Here is a 19,624-nt window from a genome sequence, read left to right as displayed (position 1 = left end):
GGGACCATGGCAGAGTTTATTTACACCATGATCAGCGCCCGCAAAAAAGTGGGCGACAAGGTCATCCTCGATGACGTCACCATGTCCTTCTACCCCGGCGCCAAGATCGGCGTGGTCGGACCCAACGGTTCGGGCAAGTCCACCATCCTCAAGATCATGGCGGGGCTCGATGAGCCCTCCAACGGCGAGGCACGTCTCTCCCCGGGCTACTCCGTCGGAATCCTGATGCAGGAGCCTGCCCTGAACGAGGACAAGACCGTGCTCGGCAACGTCCAGGAGGGCGTCGGCGAGATCTACGAGAAGCTTCAGCGCTTCAACCAGATCTCCGAAGAGATGGCCAACCCCGACGCTGACTTCGACGCGCTGATGGCCGAGATGGGCACGCTGCAGGAGGCCATCGACGCCGCCAACGCCTGGGATCTCGACTCCCAGCTCGAGCAGGCCATGGACGCACTGCGCTGCCCGCCTCCGGAGGCCGACGTCAGCATCCTCTCCGGTGGTGAACGCCGCCGTGTGGCGCTGTGCAAGCTGCTGCTCTCCAAGCCGGACCTGCTGCTGCTCGATGAGCCCACGAACCACCTCGACGCCGAGTCGGTGCTCTGGCTCGAGCAGCACCTGGCCGCCTACGAGGGCGCCGTGCTGGCCGTGACGCACGATCGGTACTTCCTCGACCACGTCGCCCAGTGGATCTGTGAGGTCGACCGTGGTCGGCTCTACCCCTACGAGGGCAACTACTCCACCTACCTGGAGAAGAAGCAGGCCCGCCTGAAGGTCCAGGGCAAGAAAGACGTCAAGATGGCCAAGCGACTCTCCGAGGAGCTGGACTGGGTGCGCTCCAACGCCAAGGGACGCCAGACCAAGTCCAAGGCCCGTCTGAACCGCTACGAGGAGATGGCCGCCGAGGCCGAGCGCACCAAGAAGCTCGACATGGACGAGATCCAGATCCCGCCGGGCCCGCGCCTGGGCACCCAGGTCATCGAGGCCGAGAACCTGCAGAAGGGCTTCGACGACCGCCAGCTCATCGACGGGCTCTCCTTCTCGCTGCCGCGCAACGGAATCGTCGGGGTCATCGGTCCCAACGGCGTCGGCAAGTCCACGCTGTTCAAGACCATCGTGGGCATGGAAGAGCTCGACGGCGGCAAGCTCGCCGTGGGTGACTCCGTGAAGCTCTCCTACGTGGATCAGTCGCGTGCCGGCATCGATTCGGAGAAGAGCCTCTGGGAGGTCGTCTCCGACGGGTTGGACTTCATCCACGTCGGTGCCGTGGAGATGTCATCCCGTGCCTACGTCTCAGCCTTCGGGTTCAAGGGACCGGACCAGCAGAAGAAGGCCGGCGTGCTCTCCGGCGGTGAGCGCAACCGGCTGAACCTCGCGCTGACGCTGAAGCAGGGCGGCAACCTGCTGCTGCTCGATGAGCCCACCAACGACCTGGACGTCGAGACCCTGGGCTCCCTGGAGAACGCGCTGCTGGACTTCCCCGGCTGCGCCGTGGTCATCTCGCACGATCGCTGGTTCCTCGACCGGGTGGCCACCCACATCCTGGCCTGGGAGGGCACCGACGAGAAGCCGGCCGACTGGTACTGGTTCGAAGGCAACTTCGAGTCCTACGAGCAGAACAAGGTCGAGCGCCTCGGTGCAGATGCGGCTCGTCCGCACCGTGTGACCCACCGCAGGCTCACCCGCGACTGATCTCACCGCTCAGCCACGGACTGAGCCGTGAGCCGGTCCTGAGCTCGACCAGCGGCATCGACCCGGCCCGCCCGCGACACCACCTCGGTGACCGCGGGCGGGCCGAGTCGTATCCCCTCCCGCCGCCTGCGATTGCCTGTGCGGACTCAGAACGGGGCTTTCTCCGCGGAATCGACGGTCTCGGCGCGCGCGGCGCCGTTCTGTGTGCCTGATGAGCTTGAGGGACCCGTCGATCCGCCCCAGACAGAGTCCGCGGCGGAGCTGGGGGAGTCGCTGGGGGAATCCGTGTTCGACTCCGCCGCTCCGCGCGCGTTCTCCTCCCCGGACCCGGAGCCGCCGAGCCGGGTGAAGGACCCCGAACCGAAGGTCAGGTCATAGCCGATCGCCTCCGCGTCGATCTCCACCGAGGTGCCGCGCTGACCCTTGTCGTTCTCCCACTGCCTCACTCGCAGCCGTCCGGTCACCAGCACCGGGTCTCCCTTGTTCAGGCTGCTCTTGACGTTCTGGGCCAGCTGACGGAAGGCCGAGACGGTGTACCAGTTGGTGTCCCCGTTGACCCATTGCTCCGACTTGCGGTCATAGCGCCGCGGAGTGCAGCCGAGCCGGAAGTTCGAGATCGGCAGACCCTGGAGCGTGGTGAACTCCTCCACCTCGCCGCCCAGGAACCCGCGGACGGTGATCGTTTCGCTCATTGCTCTCCTCCATCTCTGTCACGGCCACTCTTGATCGGCACGGCGTGCCCTGCCCCGCCGCAGGCCGTGGCAGGCGATGACGGGGTCCTGCCAGTGTTCGTCGTGGCGCCTCCGCGGCGGGGTGATCTCGTACGGTTGTGGATGAGCAAGGCGCCAGCGGCGAGTCGAGCGGTGCGGGGGAAAACCGGCGCGGCTGAGCAGGTAGACTCTCTGCCTGGACCTGCTCAGGATGCTGAGACTCTGCGCGTCCACGCCTCGGTAGCTCAGGGGATAGAGCAGCGGCCTTCTAATCCGCCGGTCGGGGGTTCGAATCCCTCCCGGGGCACTTGTCCATATCGCATAGACTCCAGCTGGCCGCCGTCATGACGGCGGCCGCTCTGCTGTATCTTGCCCACTCCCTGCTGCGCTTCCGCAACTTCGAGGCCAAGGGTTACGATCTGGGCATCTTCGATCAGGCGGTGCGTCAATACTCGCTGTTGAAGGCCCCCATCGTGCCGATCAAGGGCGAGGACTTCCACCTGCTGGGGGATCACTTCCACCCGATCATTGCGGCCTTCGCCCCGCTCTATTGGATCTGGGACGACCCGCGGGTGCTCAACATCGGCATGATCGCGCTGCTGGTCTCCACGGCGCTGCCGGTCTACCTGGTGGTCCGCGGGTGGTTCAGCCACCTGCCCGCCCTGCTGGCCGCCGTCGCACTGCTGCTCTTCTGGCCCTTCCAGGCGCTGGTGAACTGGGACTTCCATGAGATCGCCTTCGGTGTCCCGCTCGTCGCCTGGGTGATCTGGGCCATCGAACGGCGGCGGATGTGGCTGGCCGTGGGGCTCGGCGCGGTGCTGCTGCTGGTCCGCGAGGACATGGGCGTCACCCTCATCGCCCTCAGCCTGGTCTTCGCGCTCAAACGCGCCTGGCTGCCCGCGCTGGTGACCGCCGCGCTGGGGGTCTTCGGCTATTGGTTCGCCGTGGAGCTGGTGATCCCACACTTCTCCGCCGCCGGGGAGTTCGGCTACTGGGAGTTCACCGCCCTGGGACCCAGCGCAGGTGCGGCCATCGTCTTCCTGCTGACCCAGCCCTGGAACGCGGTCGTGATCCTCTTCGATCACCCCACCAAGGTGGGCCTGTGGGCGCTGCACTTCCTGCCGCTGCTGCTGCTTCCCTTAGCCTCGCCGTATGCGATCCTCGGGGCTCCGATCCTGCTCTCCCGGCTGTTCAACGACCGGGCGAACGTCTGGTCTGTGATCTATCAGTACGATGCGATCCTCGCCCCGATCTTCCTGCTCGCCGGCTTCGACGTCGCCCGCCGGATCATCGCACGGTGGCCGCGGCTCAGACCCCTCGCCGTCGGGCTGCCCGGCACGGTCATCGCCGTCGGCCTGGTCGGCACCCTGGCGTTCCCCGGGGTCTTCCCGCTCCAGCGCACGATGACCGCTGACAACTGGACCATGGGGGAGCGGGCGCTGGCACACCAGCAGGTCACCGACGCCGTCCCCGATGGCGTCTGTGTGGAGGCCGCCGATACCGCAGTGCCGCACCTGGTGGACCGCACCTCGGTCGGTCTCAACGGCACCACCGATGAGGACGCGCTGACCTGGATCATCATCGATGACACCGTGGAGGAGCTCGGCGGGTCGAACCCGCTGAGCCCCGAGGAGGCCTTCGTCCGCGCCGAGCGGCTGGGCTTTGAACCGGTCATCGAGGACGCCGAGGGTCTCTGGCTGATGCACCGTGCATCTGCGGTCGACAGCGCCGCCGCGAGCGAGTGTGCGGAATACCTGCGGCGATGACCGCGCTGTAGCATAAGGATCGAACCACCCCACCCCTCAGCTGCGTCGCGATGCCGCGCGGCGTCATGGAGAGCCACATGTCCACCGACTGCGTCCCTGCGGGCGTCTGCGGAGCCCCGCAGACCGACCCCGACTCGGCGCGCGTGGTCATGGTCAGTCTGCACACCTCCCCGCTGGCCCAGGCCGGCAACCGGGACGCCGGCGGCCTCAACGTCTACGTCAACGCGCTCAGCGCAGCGCTCGCCCAGGGCGGCATCACGGTGGACATCGTCACCACCGACGTCGACGCCGAGGCTCCCGCAGGCGCAGACAGCGTCACCGTGCTCGACGATGGTCGGCGGATCCACACCCTCGCCGTCGGCGAGCAGGCGCGGTCGGAGAAGTCGCTGCTGCCCGAACGGGTCGATGAGCTGGCCGCCCGGGCGCTGCGCAGCCTGGAATCGATCGACATCAGCCGGGTCACCACGGTCCACTCGCACTACTGGATCTCCGGGCTGGCCGGGATTCAGCTGGCTCGGGCGCTGTCGGCGCCGCTGGTGCACACCATGCACACGATCGCCGCGGTGAAGCAGGAGCTCGACCCCACCACACCGGAGAGCCCCCGGCGCAGCCTCGCCGAGGCGATGATCGCCCGTGCTGCCGATCTGGTCACCGCCAACACCGAACGCGAGATCGCCGACCTCAAACGCCTCTTCGGCCTCGACGACGCCTCGATCGCGCTCGTCCGGCCAGGCGTCGACCTCGAGGTCTTCCACCCGCCCATGGGACAGGACCCCCGCTGCGGGCCGCTGGCCGGGCGCGCCCTGCGGCTGGCCTTCGCCGGCAGGCTGCAGCCGCACAAAGGACCGCAGGTCGCCGTCGAAGCCCTCGGCGAGCTGCGCAGGAGGATGCCCGAGGTGCCGGTGCAGCTGGTCGTCGCGGGAAGCCAGAGCGGTGACGACGTGCTGGACCTCCAGGCGCTGGCAGAGCGGGCCGGCGTCGCCGATGCTGTGCAGGCGCTGCCCCCGCTGCCACACAGTGAGCTCGCCGACCTCTTCCGCCGCAGCGACGCGGTGCTGGTGCCCTCCTTCAGCGAGTCCTTCGGCCTGGTCGCCCTGGAAGCCATGGCCTGCGGCACCCCGGTGATCGCCCACGATGTCGGGGGCCTCTCGTCCTTGATCACCCACCGCCGCAGCGGGCGGCTGATCCCGAGCCTGGACCCGGTCCTGTGGGCCGAGCAGCTGCGCTGGCTGGTGCTGCACCGGCGGGCCTGGGGCCGCTACAGCACGACGGCGGCGACGCTGGCGAGAAATTATTCCTGGGACGCCACCGCGGCCGCGACACGGCAGGCGTACCGCAGCCTGACTCTGATCACCAGCCGCTGAGCCGGTGTCGCCTGCCCGGCTCAGGTCTCCAGGTAGCGCGACGACCAGGTCTGGGAGTACTTCTTGTTGAGCGCCCGGGTGGCACGAGAGCTGTGCACCAGGGTCTGCTGCATCTTCTCGGAGAGCTTCGGTCGCAGTCCCTCGGGAGGTCGCACCATGCCCTCCTGGGCCACCGAGGCGACCAGGGCGCCGTCGCGGCTGTAGATGGACCCCTGGGCGAGGCCGCGCGCGTTCTGCGCGCTCGGGCTCTGCTGGACGTAGAGCAGCCACTCGTCGGCGCGGGCATCGCGATGCCACCACATGGCGTGATCCAGCGAGGCGACCTTCATCTCCGGCTTGGCCCAGTACAGGCCGTGGCGGCGCAGCACCGGTTCCAGCAGCGTGTAGTCAGAGGCGTAGAGGATCGCGGCCCGGTGGATGTTGGGGTCATCGGGCAGCGCGGCCTTGGTCTTGAGCCACACCGCGCTGGTGGCATGCGGATCCTGATCCGCCTCGAGGTAGATCGGGCGGTCCACATGACGGATGTCGAAGGGGCGGCCGTGCGCCCATTCATGCACGATCGGGTGCTTCACGTGTCCCACCAGCTCCTGAGGGGGTGCCAGATCCTCCGGATCCGGGACCCCCTCAGGCATCCTGCGCTGATGTGACACTCCGGCCGAGGGCCGCTGGAAGGACGCGATCATGGACAGGATCGGGGTCCCGTCCTGATAGGCCTGGCTGCGCCGCGCGGAGAAGGAGCCGCCGTCGCGCAGCCGCTCCACCGAGACCTGGATCGGTTTGCTCGCGTCACCGGGGCGCAGGAAGTAGCCGTGCACCGAATGGATCAGTCGGTCAGGTTCCACCGTGGCCATGGCGGCCGTGGCGGCCTGGGCCAGCACCTGCCCGCCGAAGACCCGCCAGTAGGCCTGCTTGAAGACCGGACCGAGGAAGTGGTCCTCGCCGCTGCGTCCCGCCGCTGCTTCATCGTCATCGGGCTTCAGGTGCTTCAGCTGCAGCATGTCCACGAGCTGCTGCACCGACTCGGCGGCGGCAGGCACCTCATAACGGCGATCAGGCATGCGACGTCCTTTCGGGCGTGGACTGGGTCAGGTGCCTCCACTCTAACGGCCCTTCAGCCCCATATAGGGGGAGCCGGGTCAGATCAGCGTGCCCACCCCGAACACGGCCCAGGCCAGCAGGAAGGCCATGATGCCGATCAGGGTCTCCAGCACGGTCCAGGTCTTCAGCGTGGTCTTCACGTCCATGCCGAAGAACTTCGAGACCAGCCAGAATCCTGAATCGTTGACGTGGGAGGCGATCACCGAGCCGGCGGCGACGGAGATGACCATGGCGGCGAGCTGGAGCTCGTTGAAGTCCGCGGCGGCGACACCGGTGGCCAGCAGCCCGGCCGCGGTGGTCAGCGCGACGGTCGCGGAGCCCTGGGCGATGCGCAGCACGCCGGCGATGACGAACCCGGCGAGGATCAGCGGGATCCCGACGCCGGAGAGCGACTCGGAGAGAGCCTCACCGATGCCTGATTCGCGCAGCACTCCGCCGAACATGCCACCGGCGCCGGTGATCAGGATGACCGCGCAGACCGGACCCAGCGCCTGGTCCATGATGTCCTGGGCGCCCTTCATGCCGCGACCACCCCGGGTCCCCATGGTTGCCAGGGCGACGAAGAGCGTGATGAGCAGCGCGACCGGGGTCTGGCCCAGGGTGACCAGGATGCTGTACCAGGCGGATTCGGTCTGCTCCGCGGAGACCACGCCAGCGGTGGCCAGGGTGCTCAGTCCGGTGTTGAGGAAGATCAGCAGCATCGGCAGCAACAGGATCATCACCACGGTGCCGAACCTCGGCGGGTTCTTCTCGGCGGCCTCATCGGCCTGGCCCAGCAGCAGCGGGATCGGCAGCTCCCAGCGGCGTCCGGCCCACTTGCCGAAGAGGTAGCTGGTCACATACCAGGTGAGCACCGCGATCGGCAGCGCCACCAGCAGCAGGATGCCGACGTTGGCCTCGAAGAACTCACTGGCTGCCACGGGGCCCGGGTGCGGAGGCACGAACACGTGCATGACGGAGAATGCGCCGGCCACGGGAAGCCCGTAGAGCAGCACCGATCCGCCGAGGCGTCGACCCACGGCGAAGACCACCGGAAGCATGACCACGAGTCCGGCGTCGAAGAAGATCGGGAAGCCGAAGAGCAGCGAGGCGACGCCGAGCGCGAAGGGAGCGCGCTTCTCCCCGAACCTGTTGACCAGCTTGTCGGCCAGGACCTTGGCGCCGCCTGAGACCTCGACGATCCGGCCGAGCATCGCGCCGAGGCCGACGAGCAGGGCCACCGAGGCCAGGGTGGAGCCGAAGCCGGAGGTGAGCACCGGGACGATGTCTGCGGTCGGAATCCCGGCCGCGGCTGCGGTGAGCAGCGAGACCAGGATCAGGGCCACGAAGGCGTGGACCTTGAAGCGGATGATGAGCACGAGGAGCACCGCGATGGAGCCGGCGGCGATGCCGAGCAGCGGGCCGGTGCCGAGGGTCTGTTCCCAGCCTTCGAGGGTCATGAGTGATTCCGTTCTTCGCTCTGGTCAGAAGTGTCGGTGTTGGTGCGGAGCCAGGTCCGGGCGGCCTCGAGGAGGTCCTCGATCGTGGCGTCATTGGTGAGCACGACGCCGTCCTCCTCCGGATCGAGGGACTCCAGCGTGTTGAGCTGGGACTCCAGCAGCGCCGGGGGCATGAAATGGCCGCTGCGGTGGGCCAGTCTGGTGTTCAGCCGCGGGATCTCCACATCCACATGGAGGAACACCACGCGTCCGGCAGCGGTGCGCAGCACATCTCGGTAGCTGCGGCGCAGCGCGGAGCAGGTGATCACGCTGCCGGTCTCCACCTGGGCGGACATCCAGTCCCGCAGGGCGTCGAGCCAGGGCCAGCGATCCTCATCGGTCAGCGGCGTCTGCGACGCCATCTTGGCGATGTTCTCGACCGGATGGAACTCATCGGCTTCGGCCATCGGCAGGTTCAGCTCGGCTGCCAGGGCTGCGGCCAGCGTGGACTTCCCTGAGCCGGAGACTCCCATCACCACCAGGTGACAAGGGGGAGCCGGTTCACCCGGGCTAGGCTGAGGTGGGGGATTCGTCATCGAATTCCTTTGTGCTGAGGGCTGGTTCTCGGATTCCCTGTGACGGGGACCACGTGCCAGCTAAGATAGCACCTTTCAGCATGAAAGGTGTGATGTTTGTTTCTGTGTTGATGAAGGAGGCTGTGTGGCGAACTCTTCCGTGGCCCGCGTGGGCCGGGACGCGATCTCCGAGACCCTCGGGCGCGAGATCGTCGACGGGGCGCATCGACCCGGAGCTGTGCTGACCCTGGAGTCGCTGCAGCAGCGCTTCGGCATCTCGCGCACCGTGGCCCGCGACAGCGTCAAGGTGCTGGAGTCCCATGGTCTGCTCTATTCGAAGCGACGCATCGGCCTGGTGGTGACCGCCGCGGAGCACTGGGACGTGATGTCTCCCGCCGTGATCGGCTGGCGGCTGGCCTCGGCCGACGCGCGCGGGGCGTTCATCGAACTCACGCAGCTGCGCATCGCGGTGGAGACCGAAGCGGCAGCTCTGGCTGCCGCCCGGCGGACCGAGGTTCAGGCCCACCAGATGCTGGATCTGGCCGCCACCATGCGGCGGCTCGGCGAGTCCGAGCAGCTCGAGGAGTTCATCGCGGCAGACATCGCCTTCCACCGGCTGATGCTCGAGGCCGGCGGAAACTCGATGTTCGCGGCACTGGCCGACGTCGTCGCGGAGGTCCTCACCGGACGCACCAAGCACGGCCTGATGCCGACCCGTCCTATGCCCGAGGCTCTCGACGCCCACGACGGCGTGGCCCGAGCGATCGCGGGCAAGGACCCGCGCGAGGCCCGGCGCTGCATGGAGGTCCTGGTCGATGAGGTGCGCTCTGCTCTGGAAGAATGAGCCCCATGACTGACTCGCTGCGATTCGCTGAAGCCGTCTCGCTCCAGGACCTCTCCACCTACATCAAACGAGCCCGCCGCATCCAGGAGCAGGGCATCCGGCTCCAGGCCGTGGGCCAGGTGCTCGCCGCCTGGGTGCCGGTGATGACCCCGGGTTCGCTGACGAGCCAGCTGCCGGCGGTGCTGGGACTGCGCACCGTCGCCCTCGCCGAGGCGTCGCGCGCCGACGTCACCACGGAGCTGAGCTCCATCAGCGAGCGCATCGCCCGGATGAACCCTGCCGAGACCGAGCTCTCGCTGCCGCCGAGCCGGCTCAGCGTGCCCTGGGCGGCGGTCACGCCCCCGCGCTCCGGCTGGGAGCCGCTGGGCAGTGTGCCCGATGACCACCTGCGCGCCCAGGCCCAGTCCGGCATCGCCCAGATCACCGAGGCGGTGCCGACCACGGCGGGCGCCGCCGTCGTCGAGCAGGTCCGGGAACAGGTCTGGGGGCGGGACCTGGAGACCGAGAACGCCTCATCGGCCGAGGACGCTCAGCAGCTCCACGAGGCCGCCATCCCCGCCGGCGCGGCCTTCGGCGCCCACGCGCTGAACTTCCTCGCCGCCGAGGGAGCCAGCGGATCCACCGCCGTGCACCGGAGGGGCCGCTGGGTCCGGCTCAGCTCGCAGGGCGGCTACATCCTGTGCCGCAGCACCCGGGAGCCCGCGATTCTGTGAAGGTCTGACCCGCTGAGGGTCAGCTGTTGACCATCGAGTGCGCGGCGCGCTCGAGGTAGTCCCACAGGATCTGTTCGTGCAACGGGGAGAGCTCTGCGGCGTCGACTCCGGCGCGCATGAACGTCAGCCACTTGTCCCGAGCCTCAGCATCCACGGCGAAGGGCATGTGCCGCATCCGCAGCCGAGGGTGCCCGCGCTGCTCCTGATAGGTGCGCGGCCCGCCCCAGTACTGCTCCAGGAACATCAGCAGACGCTCCTTCGCCGGTTCCAGGTCCGCCTCCGGGTACATCGCCCGAAAGTCCTCGTCCTGCGCGACATGGTCGTAGAAGACCTCGACGATGGTCTCGAAGGTCCTGCGTCCACCGACCGCATCATAGAAGCTCTGCTGCTCAGCGCCTGACGGCTCAGAGCTGCCGGGCGGGGGGCTGGACGGCGCGGCAGCTGCTGGTGCAGGCGTCGCCGCGGCGGGGCGGCCGGGCAGGCCGGAGACCTGGGACGGAGGCCGTCCGACGGGCCGCACGGTGGCGATCGGCGCCCCCAGGCGGTTCGAGAACTTCGGAAGCTCACGGGCGGGCTTGGACTCTTCGTCAGACATGTTCCTCCTCTTGCGCGGTGCAGGGTGCAACGATACTCGCTCACCCCATGTTCCCCGTCGGCCACGCAGCCACTGCCGGCACCTGCCTGAGCCCCGTAGGATTGACCCGGCCCCCGGCCACCCGCGTCCTCGCCCCGAAAGGTCTGAGAAGAGATCATGGTAGACAGCATGGAAGTCCACATCGCCACCGATCACGCAGGGATGGAGCTCTCCGCCCACCTGGCAGATCACCTGCGCGGTCTCGGCTACACCCTCATCGATCACGGGCCGCAGGAGTATGACGCGCTGGACGACTACCCAGCCTTCTGCATCCGAGCGGCCGCGGCCGTGGTGGCCGCCCGCAGCGCCGGCAAGAACGCGCTGGGCATCGTGCTGGGCGGATCCGGCAACGGCGAGCAGATCGCCGCGAACAAGGTCACCGGCGTCCGCGCAGCCCTGGCCTGGAGCCACGACACCGCGGTCCTCGCCAGGGAGCACAACGACGCCAATGTGGTCGCCCTCGGCGGACGCCAGCACAGCCTCGAAGAGGCCACCGGGATCGTGGAGGCCTTCTTGCGCGCCGATTTCACCAAGGATGAGCGCCACGCCCGCCGGATCGGGAAGATCTCCCACTATGAGCTGACCGGCGAGATCCTCGACTGAGAAATGCCTGAAGGTCATACCCTCCACCGGCTCGCCGCGCAGATCAACACGGTCTTCGTGGGGAGCCCGTGGCGGGTCAGCTCTCCGCAGGGGCGGTTCGCCGCCGGCGCGGAGCGGCTGGACGGGCAGGTTCCGCAGCACGCCGAGGCCTGGGGCAAGCACCTGTTCGTGCACCTCGGGCCCGAGGTCTGGCAGGTCCATCTGGGGCTCTACGGCGCGTTCAGCTTCCGCGGGGATCAGGAATTCACGGCCGAGGCCACCATAGGCGCTCCTCGAGCCGCGGCAGTCACCTTCGAGCCGCAGTACGACGACGACGGCTGGCTCATCCCCGAGCCTGCGCAGGGGGCCGTGCGAGCCAGGGTCAGCGCCCGGCACGGCTGGGCGGATCTGCGCGGTCCCGCCACCTGCGCGGTGCTCGAGGTCGCGGACTACCACAAGATCATCGCCCGGCTGGGTCCTGATCCGCTGCGCCAGGGCCCTCCTGACCGGATGAGCACTGACCAGGGTCATGCGGGATCGGCACAGACCGACCGCGCCCAGAAGGATCAGCACCCGCGCGAGACCTTCCTGCGCAACCTCAGCCGGCGCCGGATCAGCATCGCCGCGGCCCTGATGGACCAGGCGGTCATCGCCGGGGTGGGCAACATCTACCGGGCCGAATCGCTGTTCCTCGAGCAGCTCGACCCGCACACGCCCAGCAACCAGATTGACCCCGAACGCGCCACCGCGCTCTGGGACCGGCTCACCGAGCAGCTGCGCGACGGCGTGGCTGAGGGTCGGATCCGCACCGTGCGCACCGGCGGCTCGCGGCGCCACTGGGTCTATAAGCATCAGGGCACCGCCTGTCCGCGCTGCGGGGCGGTCATCGAGGCGGCTGAGCTGCAGGGCCGCCGGCTCTACTGGTGTCCGGGGTGCCAGCGCGGCTGAGCCCGCGCCAGTTCCGCCGGGGTTCCCGTAGAATCACCTGGGTCCGCAGAACATCCATGAGGAGTACATCCCAAGTGTCCGAAAACGCAGCATCGGAAGCCCCGTCCCAGGCGTCAGCGCCGGCTGAATCCATCAGCATCACCCGCGACGGCGAGACGGCGAGCATCGAGCGCGGCACCACCGGCACCACGCTCTTCGCCGCGGACAAGAGCACCGTGGTCATGCGGGTCGACGGTGAGCTCTGGGACCTCTCCCGCGAGATCCCTGCCGGCTCCGCCGTCGAGGCCGTGGACATCTCCAGCCCCGACGGGCTCAACGTGCTGCGCCACTCCACCGCCCACGTGATGGCCCAGACGGTCCAGCAGCTCTACCCTGAGGCCAAGCTCGGCATCGGCCCCTACATCACCGACGGGTTCTACTTCGACTTCGACGTCGCCGAGCCCTTCACGCCGGACGATCTGAAGAAGATCGAGAAGGCCATGCAGAAGCTGATCAACCAGACCCAGCACTTCGAGCGCGAGGTGGTCAGCGAGGAGCAGGCCAGGACCGCGATGGCGAGTGAGCCGTACAAGCTCGAGCTGCTCGGCGTCGCCAGCGATTCCAACAGCCCAAACGGTGCCGCTGAGGCCGCCGAAGGTGCCAGCATCGAGGTCGGCGGCGGGGAGATCACGATCTACCACAACGTCGATCGCCACGGCGAGCGGGTCTGGTCCGACCTGTGCCGCGGACCGCACCTGCCCAACACCAAGCTCATCGCCAACGCCTACGCCGTGATGCGCTCCGCCGCCGCCTACTGGCGCGGCAAGGAGTCCAACCCGCAGCTCCAGCGCCTCTACGGCACCGCCTGGCCCACCAAGGATGACCTGAAGGCGTACAAGGAGCGGCTGGCCGAGGCCGAGCGTCGCGACCACCGCCGGCTGGGCTCGGAGCTGGACCTCTTCAGCTTCCCCGACGAGCTGGGCTCGGGGCTGCCGCTGTTCCACCCCAAGGGCGGCATCATCAAGCGCGAGATGGAGGACTACGTCAGAACCCGGCACATCGAGGCCGGCTTCCAGTACGTGGGCACCCCGCACATCTCCAAGGACGGCCTGTTCCACACCTCGGGACACCTGCCCTACTACGCCGACACCATGTTCCCGCCGCTGCATGTGGATGAGGAGCGCGACGCCGAGGGCAACATCACCAAACAGGGCCAGGACTACCGGCTCAAGGCGATGAACTGCCCGATGCACAACCTCATCTACCGTTCCCGCGGACGCTCTTACCGGGAGCTGCCCATGCGGCTCTTCGAGTTCGGCTCGGTCTACCGGTACGAGAAGTCCGGCGTGATCCACGGCCTGACCCGCGTTCGCGGCTTCGCCCAGGATGACTCCCACTCCTATGTCACCAAGGAACAGGCCCCCGATGAGGTCCGCCACCTGCTGAGCTTCGTGCTCTCGCTGCTGCGCGACTTCGGCCTCGATGACTTCTACCTGGAGCTCTCCACCCGGGACGAGGATTCGGAGAAGTTCATCGGCAGCGCCGAGCAGTGGGCCGAGGCCACCAAGGTGCTCGAGGACGTCGCCAACGAGACCGGTCTGGAACTGGTGGCCGATCCCGGCGGTGCGGCCTACTATGGCCCGAAGATCTCCGTGCAGGCCCGCGATGCGATCGGCCGGACCTGGCAGATGTCCACCGTGCAGTACGACTTCAACCAGCCCGAGCGCTTCGGCCTGGAGTACCAGGCCGCCGACGGCACCCGCCAGGAGCCGGTGATGATCCACGCCGCGAAGTTCGGCTCGATCGAACGGTTCCTCGGCGTGCTCACCGAGCACTACGCCGGAGCGTTCCCGGTCTGGCTCTCACCGGTCCAGGTCCGCGCGATCCCGGTCGCGGAGCCGTTCAACGACTACCTCACCGAGGTCGTCTCCAAGCTGCAGGCCGCCGGCGTGCGCGCCGAGCTCGAGGACAGCAGCGACCGCTTCCCGAAGAAGATCCGCACCGCCTCGAAGGACAAGATTCCGTTCGTGCTGATCGCCGGAGGCGATGACGTCGACGCCGGCGCGGTCTCGTTCCGCTTCCGTGACGGCAGCCAGGACAACCAGGTGCCGGTGGATGAGGCCGTGGCCCGGATCCTCGCGGCCATCGAATCCAAGGAAGGCTGAACCGGCGTGGGGTCCGAAGACGAGTTTGAACTGGCAGGCGTGCCCGACGCCTTCCAGCGCCTCTGGACCCCGCACCGTGCCGCCTATCAGAAGCGCGGCCAGGACCAGGTCAGTGGTTCCGAGGACTGTCCCTTCTGCCAGGGTCCTCAGCGCAGCGACGAGGAGTCACTGATCGTCCACCGCGGCGAGCGGTGCTTCGTGCTGCTGAACCTCTATCCGTACAACCCCGGTCATCTGATGGTCTGTCCCTATCGGCACGTCCCGGATCTCACCGACCTCGACGCCGAGGAAGCCGGGGAGTTCATCGCCCTGACCCAGCAGTGCATGCGCGTGCTGCGCGCGACGGCGAACCCTGGGGGGTTCAACCTCGGGGTGAACCAGGGCAAGGTCGGCGGGGCGGGCATCGCGGTTCACCTGCATCAGCATGTGATCCCGCGCTGGAACGGGGACACCAACTTCATGCCGATCGTCGCGCATACGAAGAACATCTCGCAGACGCTGGGGGAGACCCGCGCCATGGTGGCCGAGGCCTGGGAGGCGAACCGCTAGATGCTGAACCGATACGCGCGCGCCTTCTTCGGCGGGCTGTTCACCCCGATCGCCAAGGCTCTGCTGAGACTTGGCATGACCCCGAACATGGTCACGGTGATCGGCACTATCGGGGTCTGCCTGGGCGCACTGGTCTTCTATCCGATGGGGGAGCTGTTCTGGGGCACGGTGTTCATCACCGTCTTCGTCTTCTCCGATCTCATCGATGGTCTGATGGCCAGGATCAGCGGCAAGGGCTCTGTGCTGGGCGGCTTCCTGGACTCCTGCCTGGATCGGGTCCAGGACGGCGCGGTGTTCTTAGGACTGCTGATCTGGTTCTTCACCGGCGGAGACCACATCTGGCTCGGCATCGCCTCGGCATTCTGCCTGCTGGCGGGCAATCTGGTCTCCTATGTGCGGGCAAAGGCTGAGGCGTTGGGCTACACCGCCGACGTCGGCATCGCCGAACGCTCCGAGCGCATGGTCCTGACCCTGGTGTTCACCGGCTTCACCGGTCTGGGCCTGCACTCCTCGGTGCTGCTGGTGGTGCTGACCCTGCTCGGAATCGCCTCGGTGGTCACCATCGCCCAGCGCTTCCGCGCCGTCATCGCGCAGACCGCCGCCGCGACCGACTGACCCCTCAGGCGGGGTGATTGGGTAGCGTCGTGGTCATGAGCGATCTCCCTATGCGTACAGCCGGAGTCGATCTGGCCGCCGAGAACAAGGGGACGGCCCTCGCCCTCATCGCGTGGACCCCCGAACGTGCCCGCTTGGAGCAGCTGACTCTCAATGTCGACGACGCGGAGATCACGGACGCCGCAGCGGGGGTCGCGAAGATCGGGATTGATTGTGCATTCGGCTGGCCCGATGAGTTCGTCGCATTCATCGCCGACCACGCGAACCTCGCGCAGCCTCAAGTGCCGGACGGGCGGATGGCATGGAGGCGAACGCTCGCGTTTCGTGAGACCGACCGGCATGTCCGCGAGAAGATCGGTCGGTGGCCGCTCAGCGTCTCGACCGACCGGATAGGTCTGACCGCGATGCGCTGCGCCGGTCTCCTCGGTCGACTCGCGGCCAGCGGACTGGTCGTCAACAGGTCGGGACGGGACGGCGTCGTCGTGGAGGTGTACCCCGGCGCGACGCTGCGGCTGTGGCAGTGGGAGATTCGGGGATACCGGACAGATCCGCAGGTGCGCCGCTCACTGGTCCGGCGGATGCAGCGGGATGCGCCCTGGTTCGATCTCGGTGAGCACGCGGAGCTCATGGTGGAGTCCACCGACGCCTTCGACGCTGTCGTAGCCGCCCTCGCCGCACGCGCTGCCGCAGTCGGACGGTATGAGCCTCCGCCGTCGAAGCATCAGGAGCGAGCCGAGCGGGAGGGCTGGATCGTGCTCCCGTCCTGTGCGCTCGGCGCCTTGCTCTCACCTCCACACGCCTCAGAACGACCGTTGTCCTACACCGTGACCTGACGGCGGTCGAGGACGCGAAAGACACCACCGTTCCGGCCTAGGGCACTGGGACCGAATCGCAGGTATGTGTTCTTCGGGTTCTGCGACTTGGGCCCCGGGAAGGCCGCGCCAGTCCGCCCGTGGGAGATGCCCGGTATGTCACCTACCCCAGGGAGGCCAGCAGGTCGGCGCAGGCCTGCTCGCAGCGTCGGCACGCCTCGGCGCAGATGCGGCAGTGATCGTGGTGGTCTGCGTGCTGGGAGCACTCGTCTGCGCAGGATCTGCACGCAATGCCGCACGCTTCCAGGATGGCGCGGACGGCATCGATGTTGTTGCCGGTCTGCCGCAAGAGGACGTTGCCGGTCGCCGTGCAGATATCGGCGCAGTCGGCGTTTCTCCTGATGCAGGTGGTCAGCTCTGCGACCATGTCTTCGGCGAGGCACGCGTCGGCGCAGGCAGTACAGGTTTGAGCGCACTCGAAACACGCTTCGATGCACTCAGCAAGCTTCTGCTCGTCCACCCACTCAATGGTTCTGGGGTGGGTGTCCAGCATTGATGTCACGTGGTGAGTCATGGTGCTGCTCCTTCTCTCACACTGCGGCTCAGGCGGTATAAGGATCTGGTGCTCGGCGGCTTCGAAGCATGCCGTCGGAGACACAGTAGCGTGGGCCCGAGGATTAGGGAACGGCGCTGGACGGGGCTGCGTCGTCCGGCGCAGCGGCTGGTCCGGCCGGCAGTGAGCGCGAGCGTCACGGGACATGCTCCCGCGGCTTGCCACCAGGAGGCACTCCGCCGTCCATTTCGGCTCGGTGCGCTCCCCCTTGCGCATGAAGGTCCGACCCCGGTACTCCACACCGCCGACCCAGCTTCAGGGTCCCAGCCTCAGAGTCCCAGCTGGCGCATCAGGGCTTCCATCCCAGGCTTCCTGCCGAAGGTGATCCGGTAGGACTCCAGCGGGTCCCGAGTGTTCCCGCGTGCCAGCAGCTCGCGGCGCACATGGGATCCGGCCGCAGCCAGCGCCTGGTGACTCTGCTCGGAGCTGTCGTGTGGGCCCAGCTGCTCGCGGTACCACTGGGAGGCGTCGGCGGCGAGCACCTGGGCCCACAGGTAGGAGTAGTACCCGGCGGCGTAGCCGGATCCGGCGAAGATATGTTTGAAGAAGCCGGTCCCGTACCGCGGGGGCACTAGCGGGTGATCCAGCCCCCAGGCCGCCAGCGCGGCGGCGGAGAAGGCTTCAGGATCGTCGGCGGCGGCCTCGGCCCCTTCCACCGAAAGCGTGTGCCAGGCCAGGTCCAGGACGACGGCGGCCACGTGTTCGAACGTGCTGAACCCCTTGCCCCAGAGATCCTCCGCTGCCGGCGCCTGCCCGGCCTCGGTGAGGCCCCCGCTGAAGAGCTCCTGGAAGATCTCATTGACCTGGGACGGGAACTCGACGTTGTCGCGCGGCACCGCAGTGCCGGAGAGCTCCTCGAACTCCGCCTCGGCGAGCAGGCCGTGCAAGGCGTGGCCGAACTCATGGAAGAGCGTGCGCATGGCCGTTCGTGTCAGTGCGGCCCTCTCCCCGGGGGCCGGGGCGGTGATGTTCAGCGCGTTGATCACCACCGGCGCGGAACCGGTCAAGGTCGAGGACACCGAGAAGGAGTTCATCCATGCCCCGCCGGATTTGCTCGGCCGAGCATAGAGGTCCAGCAGGAACAGGCCGATGCCGGCACCGCGGCGCTGCACTGCGGAGTGCTCGAACACCTCGAAGGAGCGCGCTCCGGGGGCGAAAGCGGGCAGGTCATCGCGTTCGACCACCGTGATGCCGTAGAGCCGGGACGCCGCCTCGAAGACCCGGCGCAGAGCCTCCTCCAGGGGCACATCCTGCCCCTGAGTCGCTGCTGCGTGCCGGCTCGTGCTGTGCATCTCATTCGAGTTCCGCTGCTTCGCCGCGGCAGCGAGGCCGAAGCTGATGTCCCAGGGCTGGAGCTCTTCGGTGCCGTCTGACTGGGCGCCGACAGGGTCCCCCGAGTGGGCCTGCCCGTCCTCAAGCACCCCAGTCTCACGCAGCGTCAGGATCTCGGTGTCGAAGCGAGCCAGGGCGCCGTCGGCGATGGTGCGCAGCATCGCCTCGATGCTGGCGCGGTCCTCGGCCGTCCGCGAAGGCAAGACGCTGTCCAGGTGATGCTCGAAGCCGAGCATCCGCGCGCGGCGCGCCCGCAGCACAGCGATCTGCCCACCGATCTGACTGGTCGTCCGGCCCTGGGCGTCGGTCAGCGTGCCGCGGGCGACGGAGGCCTGGTGCAGCCGACGGCGCGAGGAGCGCCGGGACATCCGTTCCAGAGGTCCCTGCTGGACAGGAAGGTTCAGGGGCAGCAGCGCTCCGCTTCTGTGGCCTGCCTCCCGCGCCGCTGCCTCCGCGGCGGCCAGCTCCTGGTCGCCGAGTCCTTCCAGCTCCGCTGGATCGGAGAAGAAGGCCGCGTGGGCGGCAGCCTCATGCCGTTGCAGCTGTTCATAGGCGGTCTCAGCGGCGGTGAGCTCGAGGTTGAGCGCGCGCAGCTGGTCCTGAGTGACCTCCTCAAGCCCAGCACCGGCGGCCCGGGCCTGGTCAAGGGTCTTCTGCAACATCCTCCGCTGCTCCGCGGTGGCCCTGGTGCGCCCCTCCGCGAGAGCAGACTCCAGGGCGGCGAGGCGGCGGAAGAGCCCGGGGTGCAGCGTGAGCCAATCCCGGTGCCCGGCCAGCTGCTGGGCCATCTCCCGCTGGACCTGCTGTCGCTCATGCGTGGCGTGCACTGAGAACATGCAGGAGGACGCCCGCTCCACACGGGAGAGCAGCCGATGGGAGCGGCCCAGCGGGTGCAGCACGGTGGACACCTCAGCGGGGGAGCCGTCGGCGGCGATGGCCTCCACCGCGTCGCGCTGGGCGGTGATCCCGGCTTCCAGCGCAGGCAGCCAGTGCTCGTCCCGGACCAGGGAGAGGTCAACCAACCCATAGTCCAAGGCGCCGTCCGCGAGCAGCGGATTCTCCGCAGCCGGCTCGATCGTCGTCGTGCCGTCCACAGCTGCCGGGCGCTCGGTGTGCTCCATGAGACTCAACGTCCTCTCCGATAGGCTGGTGGAAAGACTATACGACGGTTGCTTCGGGCAACTGTTAACTCTGATCATTCGGACGTCATTCACGAGG

The 19,624-nt window shown here is 68.0% G+C and carries 18 protein-coding genes and 1 tRNA gene; 12 read left to right on the top strand and 7 right to left on the bottom strand.

All coding sequences use genetic code 11. The features are described 5' to 3' along the window. The first annotated feature begins 6 nt into the window (after positions 1 to 6). On the top strand, positions 7 to 1,689 hold the full coding sequence (gene ettA, locus LTH96_RS06160; protein ID WP_241464846.1) for an energy-dependent translational throttle protein EttA: 1,683 nt from the start codon (positions 7 to 9) through the stop codon (positions 1,687 to 1,689). Positions 1,690 to 1,835: 146 nt separating this feature from the next. Here the strand turns inward: ettA and ssb are convergent, their stop codons facing one another. After that, the gene (gene ssb / locus LTH96_RS06155; protein ID WP_241464845.1) at positions 1,836 to 2,381 is read right to left on the bottom strand and encodes a single-stranded DNA-binding protein; all 546 of its coding nucleotides are present in this window, start codon (positions 2,379 to 2,381) and stop codon (positions 1,836 to 1,838) included. Positions 2,382 to 2,633: 252 nt separating this feature from the next. Here ssb and LTH96_RS06150 point away from each other — a divergent pair. From LTH96_RS06150 to LTH96_RS06140, 3 genes are all read left to right on the top strand, one after another. Continuing rightward, a tRNA-Arg gene (locus tag LTH96_RS06150) sits at positions 2,634 to 2,706 on the top strand. Between the two features lie 37 nt (positions 2,707 to 2,743). Beyond that, positions 2,744 to 4,165: a DUF2079 domain-containing protein gene (locus LTH96_RS06145; protein WP_241464844.1), complete on the top strand. Its 1,422-nt coding sequence runs from the start codon at positions 2,744 to 2,746 to the stop codon at positions 4,163 to 4,165. A 77-nt stretch (positions 4,166 to 4,242) separates the two neighbouring features. After that, entirely contained in the window at positions 4,243 to 5,529 is a 1,287-nt protein-coding gene (locus tag LTH96_RS06140; RefSeq protein ID WP_241464843.1) for a glycosyltransferase, read from the top strand. Between the two features lie 20 nt (positions 5,530 to 5,549). Here LTH96_RS06140 and LTH96_RS06135 read toward each other — a convergent pair whose 3' ends face one another. The 3 genes from LTH96_RS06135 to LTH96_RS06125 all read right to left on the bottom strand — a co-directional run bounded on the left by LTH96_RS06135 (position 5,550) and on the right by LTH96_RS06125 (position 8,641). Beyond that, a complete protein-coding gene (locus tag LTH96_RS06135) occupies positions 5,550 to 6,587 on the bottom strand; it encodes an acyl-CoA thioesterase II (protein ID WP_241464842.1) in 1,038 nt (345 codons plus the stop codon). A gap of 78 nt (positions 6,588 to 6,665) precedes the next feature. Then, on the bottom strand, positions 6,666 to 8,066 hold the full coding sequence (locus LTH96_RS06130; RefSeq protein WP_241464841.1) for a GntP family permease: 1,401 nt from the start codon (positions 8,064 to 8,066) through the stop codon (positions 6,666 to 6,668). Next, entirely contained in the window at positions 8,063 to 8,641 is a 579-nt protein-coding gene (locus LTH96_RS06125) for a gluconokinase (RefSeq protein WP_241464840.1), read from the bottom strand. Before LTH96_RS06125 ends, LTH96_RS06130 begins: the two co-directional genes overlap by 4 nt. 124 nt (positions 8,642 to 8,765) lie before the next feature. On the opposite strand from LTH96_RS06125, the gene LTH96_RS06120 reads away from it, so the two are divergent. Both LTH96_RS06120 and LTH96_RS06115 read left to right on the top strand, forming a co-directional pair. Continuing rightward, a complete protein-coding gene (locus LTH96_RS06120) occupies positions 8,766 to 9,464 on the top strand; it encodes an FCD domain-containing protein (RefSeq protein WP_241464839.1) in 699 nt (232 codons plus the stop codon). Positions 9,465 to 9,469: 5 nt separating this feature from the next. Beyond that, complete coding sequence (locus LTH96_RS06115) at positions 9,470 to 10,177, top strand: hypothetical protein (RefSeq protein WP_241464838.1); 708 nt, start codon at positions 9,470 to 9,472, stop codon at positions 10,175 to 10,177. Between the two features lie 19 nt (positions 10,178 to 10,196). Here the strand turns inward: LTH96_RS06115 and LTH96_RS12960 are convergent, their stop codons facing one another. After that, a complete protein-coding gene (locus tag LTH96_RS12960; RefSeq protein WP_370642757.1) occupies positions 10,197 to 10,658 on the bottom strand; it encodes a globin in 462 nt (153 codons plus the stop codon). A 282-nt stretch (positions 10,659 to 10,940) separates the two neighbouring features. On the opposite strand from LTH96_RS12960, the gene LTH96_RS06105 reads away from it, so the two are divergent. Genes LTH96_RS06105 through LTH96_RS06080 form a run of 6 tightly spaced genes read left to right on the top strand, consistent with a single transcriptional unit; the run spans position 10,941 to position 16,482 of the window. Continuing rightward, a complete protein-coding gene (locus LTH96_RS06105) occupies positions 10,941 to 11,414 on the top strand; it encodes a ribose-5-phosphate isomerase (RefSeq protein WP_241465096.1) in 474 nt (157 codons plus the stop codon). Between the two features lie 3 nt (positions 11,415 to 11,417). Continuing rightward, entirely contained in the window at positions 11,418 to 12,341 is a 924-nt protein-coding gene (locus tag LTH96_RS06100; protein WP_241464837.1) for an Fpg/Nei family DNA glycosylase, read from the top strand. Between the two features lie 56 nt (positions 12,342 to 12,397). After that, the gene (thrS, locus tag LTH96_RS06095; protein WP_370642756.1) at positions 12,398 to 14,485 is read left to right on the top strand and encodes a threonine--tRNA ligase; all 2,088 of its coding nucleotides are present in this window, start codon (positions 12,398 to 12,400) and stop codon (positions 14,483 to 14,485) included. A 6-nt stretch (positions 14,486 to 14,491) separates the two neighbouring features. Beyond that, entirely contained in the window at positions 14,492 to 15,034 is a 543-nt protein-coding gene (locus LTH96_RS06090; RefSeq protein ID WP_241464835.1) for an HIT domain-containing protein, read from the top strand. Continuing rightward, positions 15,035 to 15,649, top strand: a complete 615-nt coding sequence (pgsA, locus tag LTH96_RS06085) for a phosphatidylinositol phosphate synthase (protein ID WP_241464834.1) — start codon at positions 15,035 to 15,037, stop codon at positions 15,647 to 15,649. It begins immediately after the preceding gene. A 35-nt stretch (positions 15,650 to 15,684) separates the two neighbouring features. Then, entirely contained in the window at positions 15,685 to 16,482 is a 798-nt protein-coding gene (locus LTH96_RS06080; protein WP_241464833.1) for a DUF429 domain-containing protein, read from the top strand. A 142-nt stretch (positions 16,483 to 16,624) separates the two neighbouring features. Here LTH96_RS06080 and LTH96_RS06075 read toward each other — a convergent pair whose 3' ends face one another. Further along, positions 16,625 to 17,035 (bottom strand): four-helix bundle copper-binding protein, encoded by a 411-nt coding sequence (locus LTH96_RS06075; protein WP_241464832.1) that lies wholly within the window; start codon positions 17,033 to 17,035, stop codon positions 16,625 to 16,627. Positions 17,036 to 17,343: 308 nt separating this feature from the next. Beyond that, positions 17,344 to 19,527, bottom strand: coding sequence for a M3 family metallopeptidase (locus tag LTH96_RS06070; RefSeq protein WP_241464831.1), 2,184 nt, complete (start codon positions 19,525 to 19,527; stop codon positions 17,344 to 17,346). Between the last annotated feature and the right edge of the window lie 97 nt (positions 19,528 to 19,624).

This window comes from Nesterenkonia sp. LB17, from assembly GCF_022565915.1.
Taxonomy (GTDB): Bacteria; Actinomycetota; Actinomycetes; order Actinomycetales; family Micrococcaceae; genus Nesterenkonia.
Note: the sequence above shows the minus strand (reverse complement) of the source record. Positions and strands in the feature narration are given on the sequence as shown.

Excerpts from the sequence above, each read along its gene's own strand:
- LTH96_RS06130 (WP_241464841.1), bottom strand. The coding sequence starts at position 8,066 with ATGACCCTCGAAGGCTGGGAACAGACCCTCGGCACCGGCCCGCTGCTC.
- LTH96_RS06125 (WP_241464840.1), bottom strand. The coding sequence starts at position 8,641 with ATGACGAATCCCCCACCTCAGCCTAGCCCGGGTGAACCGGCTCCCCCT.
- LTH96_RS06135 (WP_241464842.1), bottom strand. The coding sequence starts at position 6,587 with ATGCCTGATCGCCGTTATGAGGTGCCTGCCGCCGCCGAGTCGGTGCAG.
- LTH96_RS06080 (WP_241464833.1), top strand. The coding sequence starts at position 15,685 with ATGAGCGATCTCCCTATGCGTACAGCCGGAGTCGATCTGGCCGCCGAG.
- LTH96_RS06070 (WP_241464831.1), bottom strand. The coding sequence starts at position 19,527 with ATGGAGCACACCGAGCGCCCGGCAGCTGTGGACGGCACGACGACGATC.
- ettA (WP_241464846.1), top strand. The coding sequence starts at position 7 with ATGGCAGAGTTTATTTACACCATGATCAGCGCCCGCAAAAAAGTGGGC.
- LTH96_RS06100 (WP_241464837.1), top strand. The coding sequence starts at position 11,418 with ATGCCTGAAGGTCATACCCTCCACCGGCTCGCCGCGCAGATCAACACG.
- LTH96_RS06145 (WP_241464844.1), top strand. The coding sequence starts at position 2,744 with ATGACGGCGGCCGCTCTGCTGTATCTTGCCCACTCCCTGCTGCGCTTC.
- ssb (WP_241464845.1), bottom strand. The coding sequence starts at position 2,381 with ATGAGCGAAACGATCACCGTCCGCGGGTTCCTGGGCGGCGAGGTGGAG.
- LTH96_RS06075 (WP_241464832.1), bottom strand. The coding sequence starts at position 17,035 with ATGACTCACCACGTGACATCAATGCTGGACACCCACCCCAGAACCATT.
- LTH96_RS06105 (WP_241465096.1), top strand. The coding sequence starts at position 10,941 with ATGGAAGTCCACATCGCCACCGATCACGCAGGGATGGAGCTCTCCGCC.
- LTH96_RS06140 (WP_241464843.1), top strand. The coding sequence starts at position 4,243 with ATGTCCACCGACTGCGTCCCTGCGGGCGTCTGCGGAGCCCCGCAGACC.
- pgsA (WP_241464834.1), top strand. The coding sequence starts at position 15,035 with ATGCTGAACCGATACGCGCGCGCCTTCTTCGGCGGGCTGTTCACCCCG.
- thrS (WP_370642756.1), top strand. The coding sequence starts at position 12,398 with ATGAGGAGTACATCCCAAGTGTCCGAAAACGCAGCATCGGAAGCCCCG.
- LTH96_RS06115 (WP_241464838.1), top strand. The coding sequence starts at position 9,470 with ATGACTGACTCGCTGCGATTCGCTGAAGCCGTCTCGCTCCAGGACCTC.